Source organism: Nocardiopsis sp. NPDC101807 (assembly GCF_044766605.1).
GTDB lineage: Bacteria > Actinomycetota > Actinomycetes > Streptosporangiales > Streptosporangiaceae > Nocardiopsis > Nocardiopsis tropica.
Genome location: NZ_JBIWMK010000002.1, coordinates 890659 through 910611, shown reverse-complemented (window position 1 = coordinate 910611; position 19953 = coordinate 890659). Strand labels below are relative to the sequence as shown.

Genomic DNA, 19953 nt, shown 5'->3' with positions numbered 1-19953 from the left:
CCCGTGTGTCCGCGCGCCGGGCCCTCGGCGCGCAGGGCCCTCGTGCACACCGCCCGCGTCCGCCGCGGCACGCCGGTCGGAGCCACCGGTCCGACACCGTCCCCCCGGGGGGACGGCTCCCGAGGGGCCCGGCCGATCCCGGGTGCGCGACCCGGGCCGGACGCGGCGTCGTGCCGCGCCCTCCTCACCCCGTCCGGGCGCGCCGGGCCGCGTTCGTGACGTCGCGAACGCTCCTGTGGTCCGAGGCGTCCACGAGCAGTCCCCGAGCCAGCCGCAGGGCCGCGCGTTCACAGCCCGCCCGTGCCCCGGGGTCGGCGATGCCGGTCAGGTCGGCGGGGCGGGCGAAACCGATCAGGCGCCTCATGAGCTCGGCTCCGCAGAAACCGACGGAGTCGCACAGGACCCGGTCCAGATACGCGCCGCGCTCACCCTCCAGGGCGGCGGCCCCGCGGGCGTCGGCGAAGAGCGCGGCGGGGTAGGAGTCGCCGTGGCCCGACGAGCGCCACAGGGACAGGAAGCGCTCCCGGAAGACGTTCCAGGTCAGCTCCACCTGGTCCAACAGCCAGGTCTGCTGTTCGTCCTCGCGGGGAGAGGGCGTTGCGCGGCGACCGTCCGCGGCGAAGTAGGCGATGAGCAGGTGCGCCAGGAACCCGCCCACGTCGAAGCCCATGGGCCCGAAGCACGCGAACTCGTGGTCGAAGACCCGGCTCCCCGCCGTTCCCACCATGACCGAGCCGGTGTGCAGGTCCCCGTGCAGCAGCGCCTGTCTGCTGGTGAGGTAGCGGTCCTTGAGGCGGGAGGCCGCGATCAGGACGCGGGTGTCGGCCCGGACGGCGGCCACCTCCGCGTCCAGCTCGGGAGAGGTCCAGCTGTTGCGGTGGAAGTCGCGGTAGATCTCCGTGAAGACCATGTCCTCCATGATCCGGCACATCTCGGTGTTGAGCTCGAACTCAGCGACCAGGGCCCGTTTGTCCGCGGCGGGCAGGGCCAGGTCCGAGGTGGCGAAGAGCGTGCGGGCCAGGTAGTCGCCGACCTGCTCGCCCAGCCCCGGGTGGAGGGCCCCTCGGGCGAGGCGGTGGCGCAGGACGGTGTGGTCCTCCACGTACTCCATGACGAGCAGGTGGCGGTCGCGGTCCAGGTGCAGGGGTGCGGGCAGTGCCCCGGGGGCCGCACGCCCGTGCTCCTCCAGGGCGCGGTACTCGTGCACGACGCGTTCGGGGGTCAGCGGCCAGGACCCGCCCGCCACGCGCACATAGGGCGGGGCCTGTTTGACGCACACCGAGCCGGAGGGGCCCAGGACCCGGTACACGAAGTTGACGTTGCCGTCGCCGACCTCCTCGACCCGCCAGTCGCCGGCCCCTCCGCCGAGCCGCGCCCGCGGCCGGGGGAGCGTCTCCAGGTAGGCGGTCAGGTCACGGGCAGTGGACGCGGTGCGTCCGGGCAGGGCTGAATCGGTGTTCTCCACGGCGGCTCCTCCGGTCGTGCGCTTCCTGTCAGGGTGCGTTCAGCGGGCGCCCGCGTCGCGGTACCACTCCGGGGCGGGCAGGGCGAAGTGCTCACGAAGGACGGCCTCCGCGCCGTCGAGGGTTCCCTCGACGGACCCCGGGTCATGGGTCCAGCAGTCGCCGACCACGTGCACGCGCTCGCGTGCGGCCGGCTGCCCCATGCGCCGTGCCAGGGCGCGCGGGTCGTGGCCGGGGCGCCTCGTGTGCCACGCGCCGCCGCTCCAGTCCCGCCAGCAGGCGGCGAGGGGCGGTTCGAGGAGGGGCAGGCCGTGGACGCGCCGGAGCAGGGCATGGGCGCGGGCGACCACGGCGGCGGGCGCCGGCGCGTCGCCCGCGGCGGGGAAGGCGTGGCCACCGGCCGCGCCCTCGTCGGCCCCGCCGCGGAGCCACGGCCCGACCGAGGGGCCGCTGGGGTAGGCGGCGAGCATCGGTGCGGGTGACGGGTGCGGATCACCGTCGGGGGGCCGGCAGGCGCTTCCGTACCAGAGCTGGCGCAGGGGGGTGTCGGTGGTGCTCCTTCCCCGGCTCAGCCCCAGGTCCCGCCACCACGGGCGCCGGTAGAGGTGGAAGAGCTTGAGGGCGGGGACGGCCTCGACCGCCGCCAGGTCGGCGGACAGGTGCGCGCCCACGGGCAGGCCGGTGAGGTCGAGAGCGCCAAGCGGCCCGGGAGGGAGGGCCAGCACGACGGCGTCGGCGCGCACGCGGACGTGGCCGGGCAGGAGGCGACCCCGCCCGTCCGACCGCCGGAAGAGCAGCAGGTGGCGTCCCCGTCCGGAGCCCTCGCCGGGCGTGTCCCCGCGTTCGACCCGCACCAGCCGGTGGCCGAGGCGGGTGGCGCCGCCGGCCCGCGTGAAACGTTCGTGCAGGGCCCGCGGCAGGCTCTCCATGCCCCGCCGCAGACAGACGTACTCGGCGTCGGGCGGGGTCCGGTAGAGCAGGTCGAGCTGCGCGGTCGCGCCCTCGCCCCCTGTCGACACGTCGTAGCCGCCCGCGTCGTGCACGAAGGCGACGGCGTCGCCGCTGAGGACCGCCCGCAGGGCGTCGGGCCAGGTCGCCTCCTCCAGGGGGCGGCCGTGCAGCCGCCCCGTACGGCACCGGGACCTGAAGGCGGCCAGTGCGTGGTCGGCGACCGGCCGGTCCCCTCGGGCGCGGGCCTCGTGGTGGGTGCGGCGGCTCTCCGCGAACCCCGGCACCAGGGTCTGAGCCACCCTGTCCGCCAGCTCCCCTGGCGACAGCCCGCGTTCGTCCGGGCGCAGCCGGTAGGGGAGGGTGGCGCCCGTCAGGTCCCCCTGACGCGCCCTGTTCCCCCTCAGGTGGAACAGGTTCTCCGGCCGTCCGAACTCGAACGGCACCAGGTCCGGTCCCAGCCCCAGGTCATCGACGAGCCCCAGGACCCGGCGCAGGCCCGTGTGCAGCCTCATGGCGCCCAGGTCGGCCCAGGCCCCGGACGGGCCCGGAATCCGGACGGAGTGCATTCTTCCGCCGATCCTGTGGTCGTTCTCGAAAAGGCCGATCCTGCTCCCTCGCCCTGCCTCGGCCAACCTGGCCGCGACATGGCATCCGGCGAGGCCGGCGCCGACGACCGCTACATCCAGATATTGCACACCGGAATCTGTTTCCCCTGAAACCACAGAATCAACACCTGCACTTCCGCCTCACCGCGCTCTTGTCAACCGAGGGCACCGCACGCATACTGAGGGCATAATATGCTGTTCATATTTCCTTGAGACCGGGGAACTGCATGATCTTCCGTCCGCAGGTGCTTCAGGAGACCTCGAACGCTTACGACCAGTTCTCCGAGTACTTCCGCGACATCAGATCATTCTTCGAGGTCCTCGGCGTCCGGTTCTCCCTCCCCGAATACGGGACCCGGCTCACCCCCGTGGCGGGAAAGGCGCTCTTCTCCAACGCCAACAGCTACCTCCTGTCGGACGACAGCGCCTACCCCTACTACCTGTGGCTTCCCAGCTGGCTGGGCCGTTTCTACATCGACGCCGAGCGCATCCCCGAGGGCAGGACCGCCGACGACTGCCGTATCGCCGACGCCGGACTCGTCGCCTTCGTCTGGCCCTGGCTCGGCTTCGGCGACGCCTACGTGCAGAACTCCCCGCACCCGGAATGCTGGTTCGGGGTGACGGACCCGCGTCCGCAGAACCCTGACGAGCCGGTTCTCACCACCGCCCAGAACCTCTTCAACCACTTTCGCCTGGAAAAAACGTTCGAGGCCGAGCGCGGGGGCTGGCTCACCGGTGGTTTCCGTCCAGAGCCGAAAATCGACTGCAACCTGACCGGCACCTGGTACCTGCGCCGTGTCCCCCTGTCCGTTCTCACCGACTACTACCAGGTGGAGAAGAACGTGATTCGGCCGCTGGGCGAGAAATTCACCGAGCTTTCCGGCGCCGCGCGGGAAAGCACTGCCGTCCTCTCGCCCGGGAAAACACAGGGGCCCTTCTCCGGCAACGGTGCGAACGGGAGCAGGTCGAATTCGGAGATCCCCTGAGGGCTCGTCCCGAGAGCCCCGTGGTGCAGCTCCGTCACGGGCAGGTGGCACGCCCGGCTCTGATCCCTGCCCGCCGTGCGGCGACCGGGGCCTGTCGCAGGCCTGCGCCGGTTCTGCGGCCACGACACCGACGACGGCCGTGCGTGCTGACCTCCGTCCCGGGGGCCCCGAGGAGCGTTCGCCTTGAGGCGGGCTGCCCCTGGGGCACGCCGCAGGACGCTTGACCGTACGCCCGGGGTCCAGGGGGGACCACACCCCGGGCACTCCGCACCCGGGCGGCGGGGCCCGGGGCGGACGTGGCCCGTGGGCAGGCGCTGCCTTCGGCGGCCGGGTTCCTGGGAGGGCGGGAGGCCTCAGCCGGGGGCGCGTGTTGCGTCGAGCCGTTCGACGTCGGCTCTGGGGTAGCGGTCGAGTCTGCCGGGGAGCAGGCCGTGGCGCTCGGCGGTGACCTCGAACCTGCCGACGGACCAGCCCAGCAGGTCGGCGGCCTCCTTGCCGGTCAGGCTCGCCTCGATCCAGGCCCGGCGTTGCTCGATGACGGGGGCCAGGTGTTCCTCGGTCAGGGCGTCCAGGTCTCGCAGGGAGTACAGGGCCGAGCCCATGTAGTCGCCGACCGGAGGCAGCGTGCCCCGGGCGGCGAGTTCGGCGACGTCGTCCCTGGTGACGGTCAGGCCGGTGCGCGCGGCCACGCGGTCGGCGGCCTTCTGCGATCCCAGGCCGGGGTGGTCGCCGATCTCGCGCGCGACGTCGGCGGCGTGCTCGGGCAGGGTCTCGGCTACGTGCTGGGACCAGCGGCGCCCGTCGATGTCGGGAGGTGGGATGAGACCGCGCTGCGCGGCCCTCTTGACCTGCCATTCCTTCAGGCCCATGAGCCGGGCGAGTTGGAGGGACCCGTAGCTGCCGCGTCGGCCGGGTGTCTTCTTCTTGGGAAGAGGGGTCGGTTCCGGTGCGGGGGAGTTCTCGGGCGTGGGGCTGGCGGCCAGGTCGGCGAGGACGGCCTCGGTGCGTTCGGGCAGGGTCTTGGCGAGGGCCTCGGACCACTTGCGGTCGTCGATGTCGGGGGGTGGGACGAGGCCGCGGTGCAGGGCGCGGCGGAGTTGGTCGTGGTCAAGTCCAAGCCAGCGGGCGAGTTGGACCGGTCCGAATTCCCTGGGGCGACTCATGTGGTGGGGGTGCTCCTCGTCTGCGGCAGGGGGACAGAGCGGTTCGCCGTCCATAATGCCCGGAGGCGGTGACAGAGGACGGAGAGTACCCAGGGGTGCTGGTGACCGAGGGCGCCCCTCGGCTGTGGGACGCCGGCTGTGCGGGGTGTCGACCTGCGCGGGAGCTCCTCTTCCCCGCTCCCGGACATGCCCGACGGCAACCGGGGGCTGCCCGAGCCCGAGGGGACTGTCATCGGTTCACCCTGATCCGTCTCCTACGGACTCTCTGCTGCTCTCCTGGGGAGCGGCTGCGTACAGGGTCTCGGCGACCGCGATCATGGCCTCACGCTCCCGCCGCGGACGGGGGCCGGGCGGCAGGTCCATCAGCGCGCGTCCGAAACGGGCGAAGAACTGATCGGCGCCGTCGATGCCGTCCGGCAGTGCGATGAACCACCGGTAGCCGCAGGGCTGGGAGGGCACCCGCGCATCGGTGAGGTAGTCGTGGATGCCACCGTCCACGGCCGACCGATCGCCGCGTGTCCTCTCCTCGATTCTGACAGTGCGCTCGCCTCTGCTCTCACAGACCACGTGCACGGGTTCGGGGGGACGCACGTCCAGGCACCGGACCATGTGCTCGGGGCCGACGGCCCAGGCGAGCAAGGCATGCCAACCGGACTCGGGGACCTCGAAGAACCTCCCTCCACCGTCCGTTCCGGTCCCGGCCGGCGGTTGCGCGACGATCGGAACCGCCGACCATGAACGTTCGTGCATCGGAGCACTCTCCTCGACCTCGCGGCGGTCTGCCGCCTTCTGCCCGGGGAACGGCAAGGAATCGCCCCCGCCGTGAACGGAGGGCCGTGAAAAACGCTTTTCCAGCGGACGAATGTCCGTGACACCCTGGGCCCGCGGTCATGCGTATCCCGTCACGGTGCATCGTACTGGAGAGCGTCTTCCGGGCGGTCGCCGATGGCCTTCCGGTATCCCAAAACCGCGCATCATGGAAGTGTTCCCTGCTGGAAGGCGGATGACGTGGTCGGCGAGTCGGACCGGGCCGAGCTTTTCTCGGGGTCGCAGTGATCGAGAAGACGCCGAACATGGAGAGCCTCATGCTCTCGATCCGGGTGGCATCCTGGAACGGGGAACGCCAACTGGACTGGATCAGGCGCACGGGCTTTGCCGAGGACGAGATCGTTCTGCAGCTGGAAGACTGTTACATCGCTGTGAAAAGCTATGTCACGTATGACGAGGAGGAAGAGTTCCCCGACTTCCTCGATGAGGGGATCCAGGAGGTCCTCGATCTCTTCACGCGACTGATCGACGTCGATCCGGAACTGTGGAGCCCCGAGTCCATGGTTTCCGCCGGGCAGTGGGACGTGGTGAGGGACAGGGCTCGGCGCCTCCTGACAGAGATAAGGGGTTCTTCGTGGTCGCCTTTCCTGGATGAGTGATCTCGTCTCGGACCGGGGTCGGCGAACTGGAAAGAGGTGATCGTCCTCGCGTCCATGGGAGTGGTGATGGTCGAGCAGGCTGTGTGCCTGAGTGATGCGTGCGAGGAGTGCGGCGGTGTCCGGAAGGGCTGGGTCGTTCAACTGGTCAGAGGCGGCAGGCTCCGTTGGGAGGTCGAGTGGGAGTGCGTCGGCTGTCAGGTCACCCACCAGTGGGTGTGGGGCCCCGCCCCTGCCCATGTGCGCGACCTGTTGATCGACCGGCACGGCGTGGAGCATCTGAAGATCGTGGGCCGGGTGCGGAAAAGGGGCGTGCTGCTCAAGGTCTTCAGGGAGGTCTTCGGCGCGTCCATCACCGAAGCCCAGGAATTCGGTCGCGAGGCGACGGGCCCCGGATATGCGGGAACGCGTGTGGAGGTGGAACTTCTGTCCCGGCTTCTTCGCGAGAGGGGTGTGGAGGTCGAGGTGGTCCCCGGTTCGCGTGGATGACCCTCGGGGGCGGGGAGATGCGCGGCGACATCCACGAAAGCTCTCCTGCTCCAGCCGTAGAACGTGATCTCGCTGGTGGGGGTGGCGGAGAGACGGGCACGGCCACCGCTGGCCGTCGGTGTGCGAGGACCGAGGATCACGCCTCGCTCATGTGGCCTCCTTGCCGGGCCGGGACGCCTGGCGTCGTCGCGGCGTTAGTCCTCACTGCAGGGGGGAGCAGTCGGCATCGGGATCCCGCGTGATGGCGATCACGTCGTCGAGCCGGTCGCGCACGTCGAGCAGGTCGGTGATCCGCTGGTCGATGCGGGCGCGTTCGGACTCCAGCTGGTCCAGGAGCGCCGGGTGCGCCTCACCCGAGTCCACGCACGGCAGCACATCGCGGATCACCCTGCTGGGGAGGCCCGCGGCGTACAGCTGTTGGATCAGCCGGACCCGGCCGACGGCGGTGTCGGGGTAGTGCCGATGGCCTCCGGGGCTGCGGTCGGCCGGGAGCAAATCCTGTTCCTCGTAGTAGCGCAGCGCCCGGACGCTCACTCCCGACTTGTCGGCGACCTCACCGATACGCACCGGTCCTCCTCTGCTCGGGCGGTCTGCCCGATTTGCACCTGACGTCAACGTCAGGTTCTAGCGTAGTGGGCGTCGGCGCTCGCCGAACGCTCACCTCACCGATCTCACGAACGGCCGGTCCCGGCCGCGTGGAAGGGCAGAACATCATGCGCGCAGTCCGTTATCACGAGTACGGCGGTGTGGAGACCCTCGTGGTCGAGCAGGTGCCGGACCCGCACCCCGGACCCGGTGAGATCCGCATCCGCGTCGCGGTGGCCGGCGTCAACCCCGTCGACTGGAAGGTGCGCTCCGGTGCGGTACGCGAGATGCTCCCCGTGGACCTGCCCGCGATCCCCGGGCGTGACGCCGTCGGCGTCGTCGACGGAATCGGTGACGGTGTGCAGGGGGTGGACATCGGCGACCGCGTCTTCGGCCTGGGCGGCGTCACCGGCGCGACGGCGGAGCTGGCCGTGCTCTCGGCCTGGGCCCACGCTCCCACCGCATGGACGGATGAGGAGGCCGCCGGCGCCGGTCTGGCATCCGTCACCGCGATGGGCGGACTGAAGGTGCTCGGCCCCCTACGGGGGCGCACCCTGCTCGTCGAGGGCGCCGCCGGAGGAGTGGGCAGCGCCGCGGTCGAGATCGCGGTGGCCCGCGGGGCCACCGTGATCGGGACGGCCAGTGAGCGCAACCACGCGTTCCTCGCCTCCCTCGGGGCCGTTCCCACCACCTACGGCACCGGCCTGGCGGAGCGCCTGGCCTCCCTGGCCCCGGGCGGCGTCGACCTCGCACTCGACACCGCGGCCTCCGGTTCCCTTGGCGACCTCGTCGCGATCGTGGGCGACCCCTCCCGCGTGTCGACGATCGCCGACCACGCGAATGCCCAGCGCCTGGGCACGCACCTGGCCAACGCGGAGAACGACTCCGCGCTCCTCGCCGAAGCGGGCGAACTCGGCGGAGAGGGCCGCTACACACCGCGCATCGAGCGGACCTACCCCCTCGAACGGCTCGCGGAAGCGCACGCCCACGCCGAACGCGGACACACGCGGGGCAAGATCGTGGTCCGCGTCTGAGCCCGTCCGACGGTCCAGGGCTTCCCGCGGCTTCGGCTGCGGGAAGCCCGCACCTTCGGCGGGGCCGCTCGGACGCCCCTCGGGCGGGAGCGGCGCTCCGATGCGTTCCCGCCGATCAGGCCCGCTCGGCGACCGTTTTCCCCGCCCGATACCCGGGGTGCCCTAGAGTCGGCCGTATGCGGCCAAGGACGGGACTGGTGATGGTCGGGGCCCTGGCCCTGGCCTGGAGCGAGTGGCTGAACTGGCGCTGGTCGCGGGCCCTCCTGGGGAGCGGTGGCGGAACCGCCGACGCCGTGGTCGTGCTCGGTTACCGCAACCCCCAGGTGAGGGCGAACGCCGTCAACCGGTGGCGGGTCCGCGCCGCACTCCGCTCCATTCCGGCCGGCGGAGCGCACGCCACCCGCCTGGTCTTCAGCGGCGGCGCGGTCGGCAGCGGCGTCGCGGAGGCCCGACTGATGGCCGACCACGCGAAGTCCCTCGGGTTCGACGGCACGGTGCTCCTCGAGGACCGGAGCACGACGACCTGGGAGAACGTCGCGAACGTGATCCCGCTGATCGAGGACGCCGAACGCATCGCGATCGTCTCCCAGCCGGCCCACGCGCTCAAGGCCCGCGCGTACCTGCGGCGCCTGCGCCCTGACCTGGCCGCGAGGCTGGTGCGCGCGGACGACTACCGCCCCGGCGAGTGGGTGCTCGTCAAACCCCTGCTGGCCCTGTACGGGCTGTGGGCGCTGCGCCGTCTCGGGAACGACGAACGCAAGCCATCGCCGTAGGCAGCCGCGTCGAGCCAGGTCTTGGGACGCATCCCCTGCTTCCGGCGGAACTGCCGGAAGGCACCCTCGTAGGCGTCGACCCACTGCTCGGTGTCCACGGGGTGGTAGCGGTTGTGGTGGAGCACCACGGACTGGGCGGGCCGGGGCGGACGGCGCTGCGCCTCTGCGGGGCGGGTCTGCCCACCGCTGTACCGAACACGACGAAGCTGTACCGGGGAAGGCCGAGAGTTCACCGGCCTGTTCCCGTCGGCTGCGGGGGTCGAGGGGGACGACGACAGGATCTGAGGCAAGCCCGGAAGAGGAGCCGGCCTGGTCAGCGGGCAAGGGGAGAGCCGGTCCGGGCTCATCCTCGGCCGGAGTCGGGAACCCGCACGTGCGCGCATCGGCCCGTGTCCGCGTCCACCTGCCACCCGGCGGCGCGCAGCGCCTCCGCGTAGGCGCCGACCTCCGCGGTGAACCACTCTCCGTCCTCCCGCTGAGAGCGTCGGGCCTCGCCGTGGTACACATACAGGAGCCGCCCGCGCGGCTCCACGTAGAAGCCCCTGGGTTCCCCCACCGCCGTCCAGTCCATGGGCGCGTGCCCGGCCGCCTGCAACACGGCCACCGCCCGGAACACCTCGGGGGGCGAGCCCTCCCACGCCGGTGTCCCCTGCCCGCCCCACCACTCCATGCCCGGCGCCTCCACGGGCGCGGCCTCGCCCCGTGCGCGCCGCGCCAGGGCCGCGTCCAGCCCGGCACGGGAGGCCAGGACCCCGCGCTGGATGCCGTACTCGTTCCCGGAGCGGTGCGGCAGCCCCTGGGACTCGCGCTCCTCCAGGTAGTCCAGGTGCTCGCGCAGCGCGGCCAGACCCGTCTGCGTGATGCGGAAGGCGTAGCCGCGGCTGGGGGGATCGCACGGGGCGAGGAGCCCGGCGTCGATCAGCCACTCCCGGCGCCGCCGGTCGCCGACGGAGGTGCGGTAGGCGAGGATGTGCGGTCTGGCGCCCAGGTCGTAGAGGTCGACGAAGCGGGCCGGGGTGAGGCGGCCGGGCATGGGGGTCTCCATCGTGTCGGGGGCGGTGGTGGGGTGTCCGCACGGGTGCGGCGGAGGCGGCCACCCCCACCTTGGCTGCTCCCTCCGACAGTCCGCACCCCCGACCGGCCCGGCCGACACTCGGAAGGCATGGCCGCCCGAGGCCCTCACCGAGGTCATCGCCCTGCACCGGACGCGCCTGCTCGCGGAGGACACGCCACCGACGGCCCCCAGCTGCGAACCGCCTATGACCGGACCGCACAAGGGTTCAGAGCGCGGGTGTCCGGTCGCAAGGGCGCCCTGCCCCGGCCCCGTCCGGCCGGGCCCGCCCACTGGGGAAGCCGACCCCGAGCGCGAGGCCCACGAGCCTGTCGACATCGCCGGAGTCGGTCTTCGCAGGGCCGGTTGTGCAGCCAGCAGGTGGAGTCAGCCCAGATCCGCCATGACGTAGGGCTCCAGCTCGGCGGCGAACGTCTCGCTTTTGACGCCTTGCGCCATGTCCGGGGTGCCGGAGTCGATCGGGATGCGCAACGCGCTCGGGCACGATGAGTACGCATCGAGGTCGCTGCCCGCATCAGGCTGCGGCTTCTTCGTGACGTGCAGGGCGGGGTATTCGGCGGGGGCTGATCAGGATCAACGTTGTCGCCACGGCGAGGCCGGACAGGAGGGCGGATACGGTCAGGACGGCTTGAACCCCGCCGGTGACGGCTTCGCGGTCGGCGCCGCCGTAGAGGGTGTAGACGGCGCCGAGCGCTGCGGTACCGATACCGGCTCCGACGGAGGCCAGGGTGGAGACGCTTCCGGCGACCATGCCGACGCGTTCGGGTGCGGTGATGTTGACCGCCACGGCCAGCACCAGCACCCCGCCGACCTCGGCCCACCCCAACCGGCTGACCAACCTCGACCGGTTCCTGACACTGCTGCGCGACATCGGCCTCGACACCACCGCCGCGCTCGACGTCCACCGGCACCTGTCCCTGCTCGTGTTCTCCTTCGCCCTGATGGTCGATCACCCCGCCGACCGCACCACCACCGCGAACCGACCACTCATTCCCGCCCCCTGGCTGGAGGAACACACCGACCTCGACATCCCCACCCTCCGCGAAGCCGCCGCCCTCCCCACGCCGAGCCCGGATGAACAGTTCCAGGCCCTGATCGCCTTGATCACCACACAGGTCAGAAGCCACCTCCACAGTCGGTAACCGGGTTGCTTCAAGGAACGCACCGCGTACGAGGGATGGCACGGTCTCGTCACAGGCCGGGGCGGTAGAGGGCCTGGACCGGTGGCTGAACGCCGGGAACGAATCCGGCGGAGGCCGCATCCGTCTCCACGTCGGCCCCGTCCACCGGCGAACGGTCTCTCCTGTACGGTCTGCGGCATGACAGCAGAGGGTGCGAAGGCCCCCAGGCCCCGGGTGCAACTGGTCATCGGCATCGTCCGCCGGGGCGACGAGGTCCTGCTCGTGCGGGAGAGCCTCGGCAGCGGCGGCGAGATGCGCTGGTCACTGCCCGGCGGCGGGGTCGAGGACGGCGAGCTCATGCACGAAGCCCTGCGCCGCGAGCTGCGGGAGGAGACCGGGCTGCTGGTGGGCGACCCGGTGCGGACCGCGTTCCTCATGCACATCGACTCCGAGGAGCATCCCTCCGCAGTGGCCGCCGCCTTCGAGATCGACGAGTGGTCAGGGGACATCGCCCCGCAGGACGACGACATCGAACAGGCCGCCTTCTTCCCCCTGCCCGACGTCCTGAAGCTGCTTGGCGAACTGGACAGCGCGACACAGCGGGAGCCCGTCGTCGGCTACCTGACCGGTGCCGTCGCGTCGGGGACCACCTGGCTGTACCGCAACCGGGGCACGCAGGAGAGGCTTGTCGCCCGCTGGTGACGCCAGACCGCATCCACTGTCGTCGTCGCGGCTGCCAACGGTCGCGCGGCCTCGCACATGGCACCCCGTGATCCGGCGTCGAGTTCCGGGTCGGGCCGTGCCCACCCACACCGGCGGCGGCCCCGGCCGCTCCGCCGGCAACCGCGACCACGCATGACATCTGTCATCACGGGCCCGTGCGGATCGCAGAGGGATCCCGTGACCGGTGGCACTCGGTCACGGCCCCGCTCCGAAATACGTTCGTGGCATGTACCGCGATGATGACTTCTCCAGTCCCCTTCCACCGTCACGGCCGGCCGCCGAGCCGTTCCGCGCGGCGTGGAGCGGCGGTGCGGGGCAGGCCCCGCCGTCCCCGCCGTCCGGGGAGCCCGTCCATTCAGCACCGGCCCCGCGTCGACGCGGCCCGCGGGCGGTTCCCCCGGGCGTGGAGTACCACCGCGTGCTCGCCGGGGACGAGCGCCGCATCGGGCGGGGCGTCCTCGCGATCGTGCTCCTGGTGGCGGGGCTGTTCGTCTTCAGCTTCGCCTTCGTCCAGGCCGCCACGTTCCTGGACGCGCGGATGGGCAACGCCAACCCGGCGGCGGGCGGCACCGACTACACGCCGCTCTACCACGCCGCGGGCATGCTCTCCCTCGCCCTGCTCATCCCGTGGAGCATGCTCCTCCAGCGGTGGCTCTACGGGGTGCGGGGCGCCTCGCTGCACTCCGTGGTCTCGGGCTTCCGGTTCGACGTGTTCGGCCGCGCCCTGCTGTTCATCGGCCCCCTCTGGCTGGTCGCCGTGTTCGTCATGAACGCCTCGATGCCCGTCGAGCAGACCTCTTGGCCGGTCGCCGACCTGGTCGGCGTGCTGATCGGAACCCTCCTGTTGACGCCTCTGCAGTCGGCCGGCGAGGAGTACGGGCTGCGCGGCCTCGTCTTCCGGGTCGCCGGGAGCTGGAGCCGCGGGCCGCGCACCGGGCTGGTCCTCGGCGTCCTCGTCTCCAGCCTGCTGTTCACGAGCATCCACGGCGCGGACGACCCGTGGATCAACCTCTGGTACCTCACCCTCGCCGTCAGCCTGGCCGTCATCACCTGGCGCACCGGCGGCATCGAGGTCGCTGTCGTCGTCCACGCCCTGCTCAACACGCTCACCTTCGTCATCGTCATCGCTCTGCACTCCGACATCGGCAGTGCTGTCACGGACCGGTCGGTGGGCACGGGGTCGGCCGTCCTGCTCGTGCCGAGCGTCACCGTCGCCGCGATCGCTGCGGCGGTGTGGCTGCGCACGCGCAGGTCGGGACCGGCGCTCACCCCTTCCGACCCGCACCCCGTGCGGGTCTGACGGGGCGACGGCGGCCATGGGTGCATGGCCGCCGTCGTTCCGTCACGGAGCGGCACGGCCGTGGTGGGGGCGACGCGCCTTCGCGCAGGAACGCCCTGGTTCGTCTGGTGCCCGGTATGCTGCCGTCCTTCGATCGGCTGCCGGCGGGACGGGCGGCCGGAGTATCTCCGGCGAGAGGCCGTACCTGCCCGCTGCCCGATCGTCAGACGGCACCCCCGTGAGGAACCACGCGATGAGCATCCCGCACGCCTTCCCCCTGAAGCCCGTTCCGATCCATGTGCGCGACGAGGTCCTCGACGACCTGCGCGCCCGTCTCGCGTCGACCCGCCCGCCGCTGGACGAGGGGAACGAGGACTGGTCCTACGGCGTCCCCGACGGTTATCTCCGCGACCTGGTCGCCTACTGGCGCGACGGCTACGACTGGCGCGCGGCCGAAGCCGCCATCAACGTCCACGAGCACTACCGGGTGGACGTCGCCGGTGTCCCGGTGCACTTCATGCGCAAGCCCGGCCGCGGCCCCAGACCGATCCCGTTGATCCTCACCCACGGCTGGCCGTGGACGTTCTGGCACTGGTCGAAGGTGATCGACCCGCTCGCCGACCCGGCCGCGTTCGGCGGCGACCCCGACGACGCCTTCGAGGTCATCGTGCCCTCCCTGCCCGGCTTCGGCTTCCCCGGACCGCTCACCGGCTTTCCGGACGTCAACTTCTGGAAGGTCTCCGACCTCTGGCACACCCTGATGACCCGCACCCTGGGGTACGGGAAGTACGCCGCCGGGGGCTGCGACATCGGCGGGATCGTCTCCAGCCAGCTCGGCCACAAGTACGCCGACGAGCTGTACGGCGTCCACATCGGCTCCGGGCTGCCGCTCGACTTCTTCAACGGGCCCCGGGCCTGGGACTTCGCCCGCAACCGGCCCCTCACCGACGACCAGCCGGCCGACGTCCGCGCCCGGATCGTCGAGATGGACCACCGCTCGGCGAGCCACCTCGCCGTGCACATGCTCGACGGCGCCACCCTCGCCCACGGGCTGAGCGACTCACCCGCCGGGCTGCTCGCCTGGCTGTTGGAGCGGTGGAACTCCTGGAGCGACAACGGCGGCGACGTCGAATCCGTCTTCACCAGGGACGACCTGCTCACCCACGCCACGATCTACTGGGCGAACAACTCCATCGCCACGTCGATGCGCTACTACGCGAACGCCAACCGTTACCCCTGGACCCCCTCCCACGACCGCACCCCGGTCGTGCAGGCCCCGGTCGGCCTCACCCTCGTCACCTACGAGAACCCGCCCGGCGTCCACACCGCCGCCGAGCGCGTCCGGGCGTTCAGGAACGGCCCGCAGGGCGCCTGGTTCAACCACGTCAACGTCAACGCCCACGACCACGGCGGCCACTTCATCCCCTGGGAGAACCCCGAAGCCTGGGTGGACGACCTGCGCCGCACCTTTCGCGGTCTCAGGCCCTGACCGGCCTCCGCGGGCTCCCACGGCGGCGGGCCGTGCGGACCCCGTCCGGTGGGGGAGTGCGCGTCCCCTGACCGGCCACTACCGTCGCCGCGCCCCCTGCGCGCGCATGCGTCCCCCCGCTGTCGCCGTGCCCGGAGGCGGCCGTGCGGGGTCCGCCGGGCCGGGGAGGACGGCGGGCACGGTCGGACCGCCCTCAGGCCCCCGGCTCCCGGCGGACGCGCTCCTGGTGGCGACGGGCCTTCAGGCGGTTGCCGCAGGTCTTCATCGAGCACCAGCGGGCGGTGTTGGCGCGGCTGCGGTCCAGGAGGAAGAGGCGGCACTCGTCGTTGCCGCAGGGGCGCAGCCGACCGGGCCTGTGCGCCCGGACCTCGTACCAGGCGAGCACCAGCTCCACCGCGAGCCTCCGTTCGGGCGGCCCGTGCAGAGGCCACCGGAGCTCCTCCCGGCCGACCTCGGGGACCCGGTGGGCGCCGCTGAGGATCCGCCGCAGCTCCGTCTCGGGCAGCGGGCCGCGGGTGGCGGCCTGGACCGCGTCCCTGGCCGTCCGCAGCCAGTCGAGCGCCGGCGCCTCGTCCGGGCCGCCGTGCTCCCGCGCCCACCGCCGCAGCACGGCGTCATCGGCCCACAGGTCCCGCGGCCGGCCGTCCACCACCGGGGTGCTGTTCAGCGCCTCCAGCAGCGCCCCTTCGTCGATCACGACCACCCACCTCCCCGCCTAACCTTCTCAATCCACTTGACAGGTTACCTCGCATGGGGTCCACTGGGGGCATCGATAACCACCAAAACGTATTGATAGGGTTAGTCATGGTCGAGGTCCGCCACCAGCACGCCACCGTTCGCGGGCACCGCGTCTTCTACCGGGAGGCCGGCCCCCGCGAGGCGCCGGCCCTGGTGCTCCTGCACGGTTTCCCCACCAGCTCGCGCATGTTCCGCCACCTGATCCCGCGGCTCGCCGACAGGTTCCGCGTCATCGCCCCCGACCACCTCGGGTTCGGCCACTCCGACACCCCCTCGGCCGACGCGTTCCCCTACACCTTCGACGCGCTCACCGACGTCACCGAGGCGCTCCTCGCCGAGCTCGGCGTCGACCGCTACGCCGTCTACGTGCAGGACTACGGCGCCCCCATCGCATGGCGGCTCGCACTCCGCGCCCCGGAGGCGATCACCGCGGTGGTCTCCCAGAGCGGCAACGCCTACGAGGAGGGCTTCGTCCCGCAGTTCTGGACTCCCCTGTGGGCCTACGCAGAGGACCCGGGACCCGGGACGGAGCCGGCGGTCCGCAGCGCTCTGGGCCTCGACGCCATCCGCTGGCAGTACCTCCACGGCGTGGACCGCCCGGAACTGGTCGACCCCGACACCTGGACGGCCGACCACCGCGACATCAGCCGCCCCGGCAACGACCGCGCGCAGCTCGCCCTCTTCCGCGACTACGCCGCCAACCGGCCCCTGTACCCGCGGCTGCACACGTACTTCCGGGAGAGCCGCGTCCCGCTCCTGGCCGTGTGGGGGGCGGAGGACCTCATCTTCGGCCCCGACGGCGCGCGCGCCTTCGCCCGGGACCTGCCGGACGCCGAGATCCACCTGGTGGACGGAGGCGGCCACTTCCTGCTCGAGAGCCACCTGGACACCGTGGCCGACCGCATGCGGGACTTCCTGGGCCGCGTGCTGCCATGACCCGGAGCGCGGCCGGCACCGGGACGGGGCGCCGACGCGGGCCGTGACGCTCCCCGACCCGCGCGCGGCCACGGCGGCCGGCGTGGCCCGGACACCCGCCGCACCCCGCCGTGAGCGCCGGCGCCCCTCGGCGCGCACGGCGGGGAACGCCCGTGCCGGGCCCCGTCCGGGCCGGGACGGTGGCACACCCCCGCCGGCGGGGCGGGCATCGGAGTTCTCCCGCGCCCGCCGGTGAGACCCCGGCAACCCCGGATGCGGACGGACACCGTCGGCCCGCACCGGCGGGGGGATGAGCGGTGCGGTCGACCCGGAGGGGGCGGCCGCACCGCACACCTGCCGCACACGGCCGCGTCAGGTCTGGAAGGGCGGGGGGTTGGTCCCGCGCATGCGGTAGTCGGGGCGGGGCCGTTCCAACCGGATCGACTCCAGCACGGTGTAGGCGTGGTACTTGGTCTGGGTGGTGGCGCCCGCCAGACGCTCCCACCACAGTTGCCCGTTGCCCGTCCGCTTCTCCAGGACGTGCCGGGTGGTGTAGTTCGCCATGGAGCTGATCCAGTTCTCCGTGCCGACGAAGACCCTGTCCTGGCCGGCGTCGGCCAGGATGCCGACCAGCGCGTCGGAGCCGCTGAACCGCTCGACCGCCGCGGTGGCCCCTTCGAGTACGTCGGCGAAGTACTCCACGCACAGCTCCACCTGCTCACGGGTGCCGTAGTGCATGTGGTGCCCGCCGACGAAGAAGTCGAAGTCGTACTCGAGGATCTGGGAGTGCGCCTCGTACCAGCCGGAGATGTTCTGCGAGGCGTCGCAGTGCATGAACGTCACGGAGCCCGGGCTCAGGATGTCCACGGCGGTGAGCACCTTCTGCCGGGGGGCGTAGACGAAGATGTTCCCCGGGCAGTGGTTCTCGCCCTTGTAGGACAGGTGCAGCTCCACGCCGCCCACGTCGAGGACGTAGTCGTTCTCGAACGTGCGCGTCGGTACCGGGCGCTTGGGGTCGGGGAACCGCTCCAGGAGTTCCTTGGTGATGCGGTGGGCGACGATCTCGACGTCGGGGCCGAACACGGAGGCGGCGCCGATGTGGTCGGCGTGCCAGTGGCTGTAGACCACGTGGGTCACCGGCAGGTCGGTGACCTCCTCGATCGCCGCCAGCATGTTCTCGCCCAGCGTCGGCGGTGCGTCGATGGCGACCACGCCCTCGCCGGTCACCACGAACGCGGCGTCGTAACCGGCGCTGGTGACCCAGTAGAAGCCGTCGCGCAGTTCCTCCACGTGGTAGCCGTACTTCTGGAAGCGCTCACTCCGCAGATACGGGGGGTAGTAACCCTCGGGGTCGGAGGGGTCGTCCTCCCCGACCCGGGGGAAGCCGTAGTGGTCGATGCCGTAGAAGGCCGGGGTGCTGTCGACGGTGATGGTCTTCTGACCGCTGGTGCACATCGGTGAAATGCCTTTCCTCGTTCTTCGCTCTCGTGGAGCATGCGGTCCTCGGCGCGGCGCACGACCGGCCGCGCTGTTCCGGTCACGTGAACCGCAGGACCGCCTTGGTGACCCGACCCGAGCCCGCGTCGTCGAACGCGGTGTTGATGTCGGTGAAGTCGTAGAAGGACAGCAGCCGGTCGATCGGGAACCGGCCCGCCCGGTGGAGTTCGGCGAGTTCGTTGACCAGCAGCGGCGAGACGGCGTCGCCCTGGATGATGCCTTGCAGCGACTGGCCCGCCGCGAGGCGGCCCGCGTCGACCACGGCGCCCGCGCCCTCGTGGAAGGCCACGAAGCCGAACCGCCCCATGGGCGCCAGCGCGCCGACACCCGCGTCGAGGTTCTCCGCCCGGCCGCTCGTGTCCAGGACGTACTCCATGCCGCGCTCCCGGACCGCGCGGAGCTCGGCCGCCAGGTCCCCGACCAGTCCGGGGTCGACGGTGTGGGTCGCTCCCAGCTCGCGCGCGAGTGCGAGCCGGTCGGCGTCGACGTCGACGGCCACGATGACGGCCGCACCCGCGACGCGCGCCGCCATGACCGCCGCCAGGCCCACGGCGCCCACGCCGAACACGGCCAGGGACGCGCCCACCGGAACGGCGAGGGCCTTGAGCACGGCCCCGGCGCCCGTCTGCAGACCGCAGCCGAGCGGGGCCATGACCTCGAGGGGCAGGTCGGCGGGCACCTTGATGGTGTTGCGCTGGTGGGTGAGGGCGTAGGTGGAGAAGGAGGACTGCCCGAAGAAGTGTCCGCGGGGCCCGGGACCGGCCCCGGGGCCACCGGCGGTGCGCAGCCCGTTCGACCCGTCCAGGCGGGCGCCCGCGAAGTTCGCCGCCCAGAGGTTGTCGCAGTAGGCCGCGTGCCCGGAGACGCACGGCTTGCACCGTCCACACGAGTGGTAGGACAGCACGACGTGGTCACCGGGTGCGACGGAGGTGACGGCGCTTCCCGTGCGTTCGACGACCCCCGCGCCCTCGTGCCCCAGCACCGCCGGCAGCGGTGTCGTCATCCGCTGGGCCCGCACATGGGCGTCGGTCGCGCATATCCCGGTCGCGACCATCCGGACCAGGACCTCGTCGGGCCGGGGCTCCTCGACCTCGATGTCGCGGAACTCGAACGGCCCGTCCTGCTTCTCGATCACGGCGGCCAGCGCTGGTGTGGTCGTACGGCGTCGCCCTCTCACAGGGCCCCGCCGACGCCGAAGCGACCGGGGACAGCATTCATCGACGACTCCTGGAAATCGGTGTGGTGCGGGTCGAAAGACCCTCGAGCGGGACTGAACCTACGGCAGCCGTCCGGGCCTGCGAATCGGTCGCCGTATCGGTCACGGCCGCGCGTTGTGGGGCACGCCTGTGCGGCCCGGTGGATCGGGACACCCCGAACGCGTTCCCGCCGTGGTGTCGTCCGCACGCGCACGGGGCCCGACCCGCTCTTCCGGACCGGGGCCCCTCACGCGCCCGGGGACCGCGCCTTCGGCCTTCGGGCCGGTGCCCCGAGCGAGGGGGACGTTGCCCCCGGCCTGCTGTGAGCGCCGCGACCGTCGGGCCCCCCCGCCCCCCCCCCGGGGGGGGGGGGGCGCGCCCCCCGCCCCCGGCCGGGGGCCGTGGGGTGGGTGGGGGGGGCGCCCGGGGCGGGGCCCCCCGGGGGGGCCG

General features: G+C 72.1%; 20 protein-coding genes. 10 read left to right on the top strand and 10 right to left on the bottom strand.

What is annotated here, in order from left to right; genetic code table 11:
• Positions 1-184: 184 nt before the first annotated feature.
• On the bottom strand, positions 185-1465 hold the full coding sequence (gene mtnK / locus ACIRPH_RS09285; RefSeq protein ID WP_402911442.1) for an S-methyl-5-thioribose kinase: 1281 nt from the start codon (positions 1463-1465) through the stop codon (positions 185-187).
• Positions 1466-1504: 39 nt separating this feature from the next.
• Positions 1505-3109 carry a flavin monoamine oxidase family protein gene (locus tag ACIRPH_RS09280; RefSeq protein ID WP_402911440.1) on the bottom strand — a complete coding sequence of 535 codons (1605 nt, stop codon included), beginning with the start codon at positions 3107-3109 and terminating at the stop codon, positions 1505-1507.
• A gap of 137 nt (positions 3110-3246) precedes the next feature.
• Here ACIRPH_RS09280 and ACIRPH_RS09275 point away from each other — a divergent pair, with 137 nt between their 5' ends.
• Entirely contained in the window at positions 3247-4005 is a 759-nt protein-coding gene (locus ACIRPH_RS09275; RefSeq protein ID WP_402911438.1) for a hypothetical protein, read from the top strand.
• A gap of 353 nt (positions 4006-4358) precedes the next feature.
• Here ACIRPH_RS09275 and ACIRPH_RS09270 read toward each other — a convergent pair whose 3' ends face one another.
• Entirely contained in the window at positions 4359-5168 is an 810-nt protein-coding gene (locus ACIRPH_RS09270) for a hypothetical protein (RefSeq protein WP_402911435.1), read from the bottom strand.
• A gap of 237 nt (positions 5169-5405) precedes the next feature.
• The gene (locus tag ACIRPH_RS09265; protein WP_402911432.1) at positions 5406-5918 is read right to left on the bottom strand and encodes a DUF5956 family protein; all 513 of its coding nucleotides are present in this window, start codon (positions 5916-5918) and stop codon (positions 5406-5408) included.
• Positions 5919-6220: 302 nt separating this feature from the next.
• Between ACIRPH_RS09265 and ACIRPH_RS09260 the strand changes: the two genes are divergently transcribed.
• Both ACIRPH_RS09260 and ACIRPH_RS09255 read left to right on the top strand, forming a co-directional pair.
• On the top strand, positions 6221-6595 hold the full coding sequence (locus ACIRPH_RS09260) for a hypothetical protein (RefSeq protein ID WP_402911430.1): 375 nt from the start codon (positions 6221-6223) through the stop codon (positions 6593-6595).
• A gap of 36 nt (positions 6596-6631) precedes the next feature.
• Positions 6632-7081: a hypothetical protein gene (locus tag ACIRPH_RS09255; protein ID WP_402911427.1), complete on the top strand. Its 450-nt coding sequence runs from the start codon at positions 6632-6634 to the stop codon at positions 7079-7081.
• A 201-nt stretch (positions 7082-7282) separates the two neighbouring features.
• On the opposite strand, the gene ACIRPH_RS09250 is transcribed toward ACIRPH_RS09255, so the two are convergent.
• Positions 7283-7648, bottom strand: coding sequence for a MerR family transcriptional regulator (locus ACIRPH_RS09250; RefSeq protein WP_402911425.1), 366 nt, complete (start codon positions 7646-7648; stop codon positions 7283-7285).
• Positions 7649-7794: 146 nt separating this feature from the next.
• On the opposite strand from ACIRPH_RS09250, the gene ACIRPH_RS09245 reads away from it, so the two are divergent.
• The gene (locus ACIRPH_RS09245; RefSeq protein WP_402911422.1) at positions 7795-8700 is read left to right on the top strand and encodes an NADP-dependent oxidoreductase; all 906 of its coding nucleotides are present in this window, start codon (positions 7795-7797) and stop codon (positions 8698-8700) included.
• 176 nt (positions 8701-8876) lie between these two features.
• Positions 8877-9473 (top strand): YdcF family protein, encoded by a 597-nt coding sequence (locus ACIRPH_RS09240; RefSeq protein ID WP_402911419.1) that lies wholly within the window; start codon positions 8877-8879, stop codon positions 9471-9473.
• 343 nt (positions 9474-9816) lie between these two features.
• On the opposite strand, the gene ACIRPH_RS09235 is transcribed toward ACIRPH_RS09240, so the two are convergent.
• Both ACIRPH_RS09235 and ACIRPH_RS09230 read right to left on the bottom strand, forming a co-directional pair.
• The gene (locus ACIRPH_RS09235) at positions 9817-10506 is read right to left on the bottom strand and encodes a hypothetical protein (RefSeq protein WP_402911416.1); all 690 of its coding nucleotides are present in this window, start codon (positions 10504-10506) and stop codon (positions 9817-9819) included.
• 553 nt (positions 10507-11059) lie between these two features.
• A complete protein-coding gene (locus ACIRPH_RS09230; RefSeq protein ID WP_402911414.1) occupies positions 11060-11332 on the bottom strand; it encodes a hypothetical protein in 273 nt (90 codons plus the stop codon).
• Between ACIRPH_RS09230 and ACIRPH_RS09225 the strand changes: the two genes are divergently transcribed.
• From ACIRPH_RS09225 to ACIRPH_RS09210, 4 genes are all read left to right on the top strand, one after another.
• A complete protein-coding gene (locus ACIRPH_RS09225; RefSeq protein ID WP_402911411.1) occupies positions 11319-11687 on the top strand; it encodes a hypothetical protein in 369 nt (122 codons plus the stop codon). The two genes, ACIRPH_RS09230 and ACIRPH_RS09225, sit on opposite strands and share 14 nt — an antisense overlap.
• 177 nt (positions 11688-11864) lie before the next feature.
• On the top strand, positions 11865-12368 hold the full coding sequence (locus ACIRPH_RS09220; RefSeq protein WP_402911409.1) for an NUDIX hydrolase: 504 nt from the start codon (positions 11865-11867) through the stop codon (positions 12366-12368).
• A 424-nt stretch (positions 12369-12792) separates the two neighbouring features.
• Positions 12793-13689, top strand: coding sequence for a lysostaphin resistance A-like protein (locus ACIRPH_RS09215; protein WP_402911407.1), 897 nt, complete (start codon positions 12793-12795; stop codon positions 13687-13689).
• Positions 13690-13921: 232 nt separating this feature from the next.
• The gene (locus ACIRPH_RS09210; RefSeq protein ID WP_402911405.1) at positions 13922-15157 is read left to right on the top strand and encodes an epoxide hydrolase family protein; all 1236 of its coding nucleotides are present in this window, start codon (positions 13922-13924) and stop codon (positions 15155-15157) included.
• 193 nt (positions 15158-15350) lie between these two features.
• Here ACIRPH_RS09210 and ACIRPH_RS09205 read toward each other — a convergent pair whose 3' ends face one another.
• Entirely contained in the window at positions 15351-15854 is a 504-nt protein-coding gene (locus ACIRPH_RS09205) for a CGNR zinc finger domain-containing protein (protein ID WP_402911402.1), read from the bottom strand.
• 107 nt (positions 15855-15961) lie between these two features.
• Between ACIRPH_RS09205 and ACIRPH_RS09200 the strand changes: the two genes are divergently transcribed.
• Entirely contained in the window at positions 15962-16831 is an 870-nt protein-coding gene (locus ACIRPH_RS09200; RefSeq protein WP_402911399.1) for an alpha/beta fold hydrolase, read from the top strand.
• A gap of 351 nt (positions 16832-17182) precedes the next feature.
• Here the strand turns inward: ACIRPH_RS09200 and ACIRPH_RS09195 are convergent, their stop codons facing one another.
• Together ACIRPH_RS09195 and ACIRPH_RS09190 are read right to left on the bottom strand one after the other, a co-directional pair.
• The gene (locus tag ACIRPH_RS09195; protein ID WP_402911397.1) at positions 17183-18265 is read right to left on the bottom strand and encodes an MBL fold metallo-hydrolase; all 1083 of its coding nucleotides are present in this window, start codon (positions 18263-18265) and stop codon (positions 17183-17185) included.
• An 82-nt stretch (positions 18266-18347) separates the two neighbouring features.
• Positions 18348-19442 (bottom strand): NAD(P)-dependent alcohol dehydrogenase, encoded by a 1095-nt coding sequence (locus ACIRPH_RS09190; RefSeq protein WP_402911394.1) that lies wholly within the window; start codon positions 19440-19442, stop codon positions 18348-18350.
• Positions 19443-19953: the final 511 nt, after the last annotated feature.

Coding starts and splice junctions, on each gene's coding strand:
- ACIRPH_RS09220 (WP_402911409.1), top strand. CDS start 11,865: ATGACAGCAGAGGGTGCGAAGGCCCCCAGGCCCCGGGTGCAACTGGTC.
- ACIRPH_RS09270 (WP_402911435.1), bottom strand. CDS start 5,168: ATGAGTCGCCCCAGGGAATTCGGACCGGTCCAACTCGCCCGCTGGCTT.
- ACIRPH_RS09210 (WP_402911405.1), top strand. CDS start 13,922: ATGAGCATCCCGCACGCCTTCCCCCTGAAGCCCGTTCCGATCCATGTG.
- ACIRPH_RS09195 (WP_402911397.1), bottom strand. CDS start 18,265: ATGTGCACCAGCGGTCAGAAGACCATCACCGTCGACAGCACCCCGGCC.
- ACIRPH_RS09265 (WP_402911432.1), bottom strand. CDS start 5,918: ATGCACGAACGTTCATGGTCGGCGGTTCCGATCGTCGCGCAACCGCCG.
- ACIRPH_RS09200 (WP_402911399.1), top strand. CDS start 15,962: ATGGTCGAGGTCCGCCACCAGCACGCCACCGTTCGCGGGCACCGCGTC.
- ACIRPH_RS09240 (WP_402911419.1), top strand. CDS start 8,877: ATGCGGCCAAGGACGGGACTGGTGATGGTCGGGGCCCTGGCCCTGGCC.
- ACIRPH_RS09245 (WP_402911422.1), top strand. CDS start 7,795: ATGCGCGCAGTCCGTTATCACGAGTACGGCGGTGTGGAGACCCTCGTG.
- ACIRPH_RS09225 (WP_402911411.1), top strand. CDS start 11,319: ATGTTGACCGCCACGGCCAGCACCAGCACCCCGCCGACCTCGGCCCAC.
- ACIRPH_RS09275 (WP_402911438.1), top strand. CDS start 3,247: ATGATCTTCCGTCCGCAGGTGCTTCAGGAGACCTCGAACGCTTACGAC.
- ACIRPH_RS09235 (WP_402911416.1), bottom strand. CDS start 10,506: ATGCCCGGCCGCCTCACCCCGGCCCGCTTCGTCGACCTCTACGACCTG.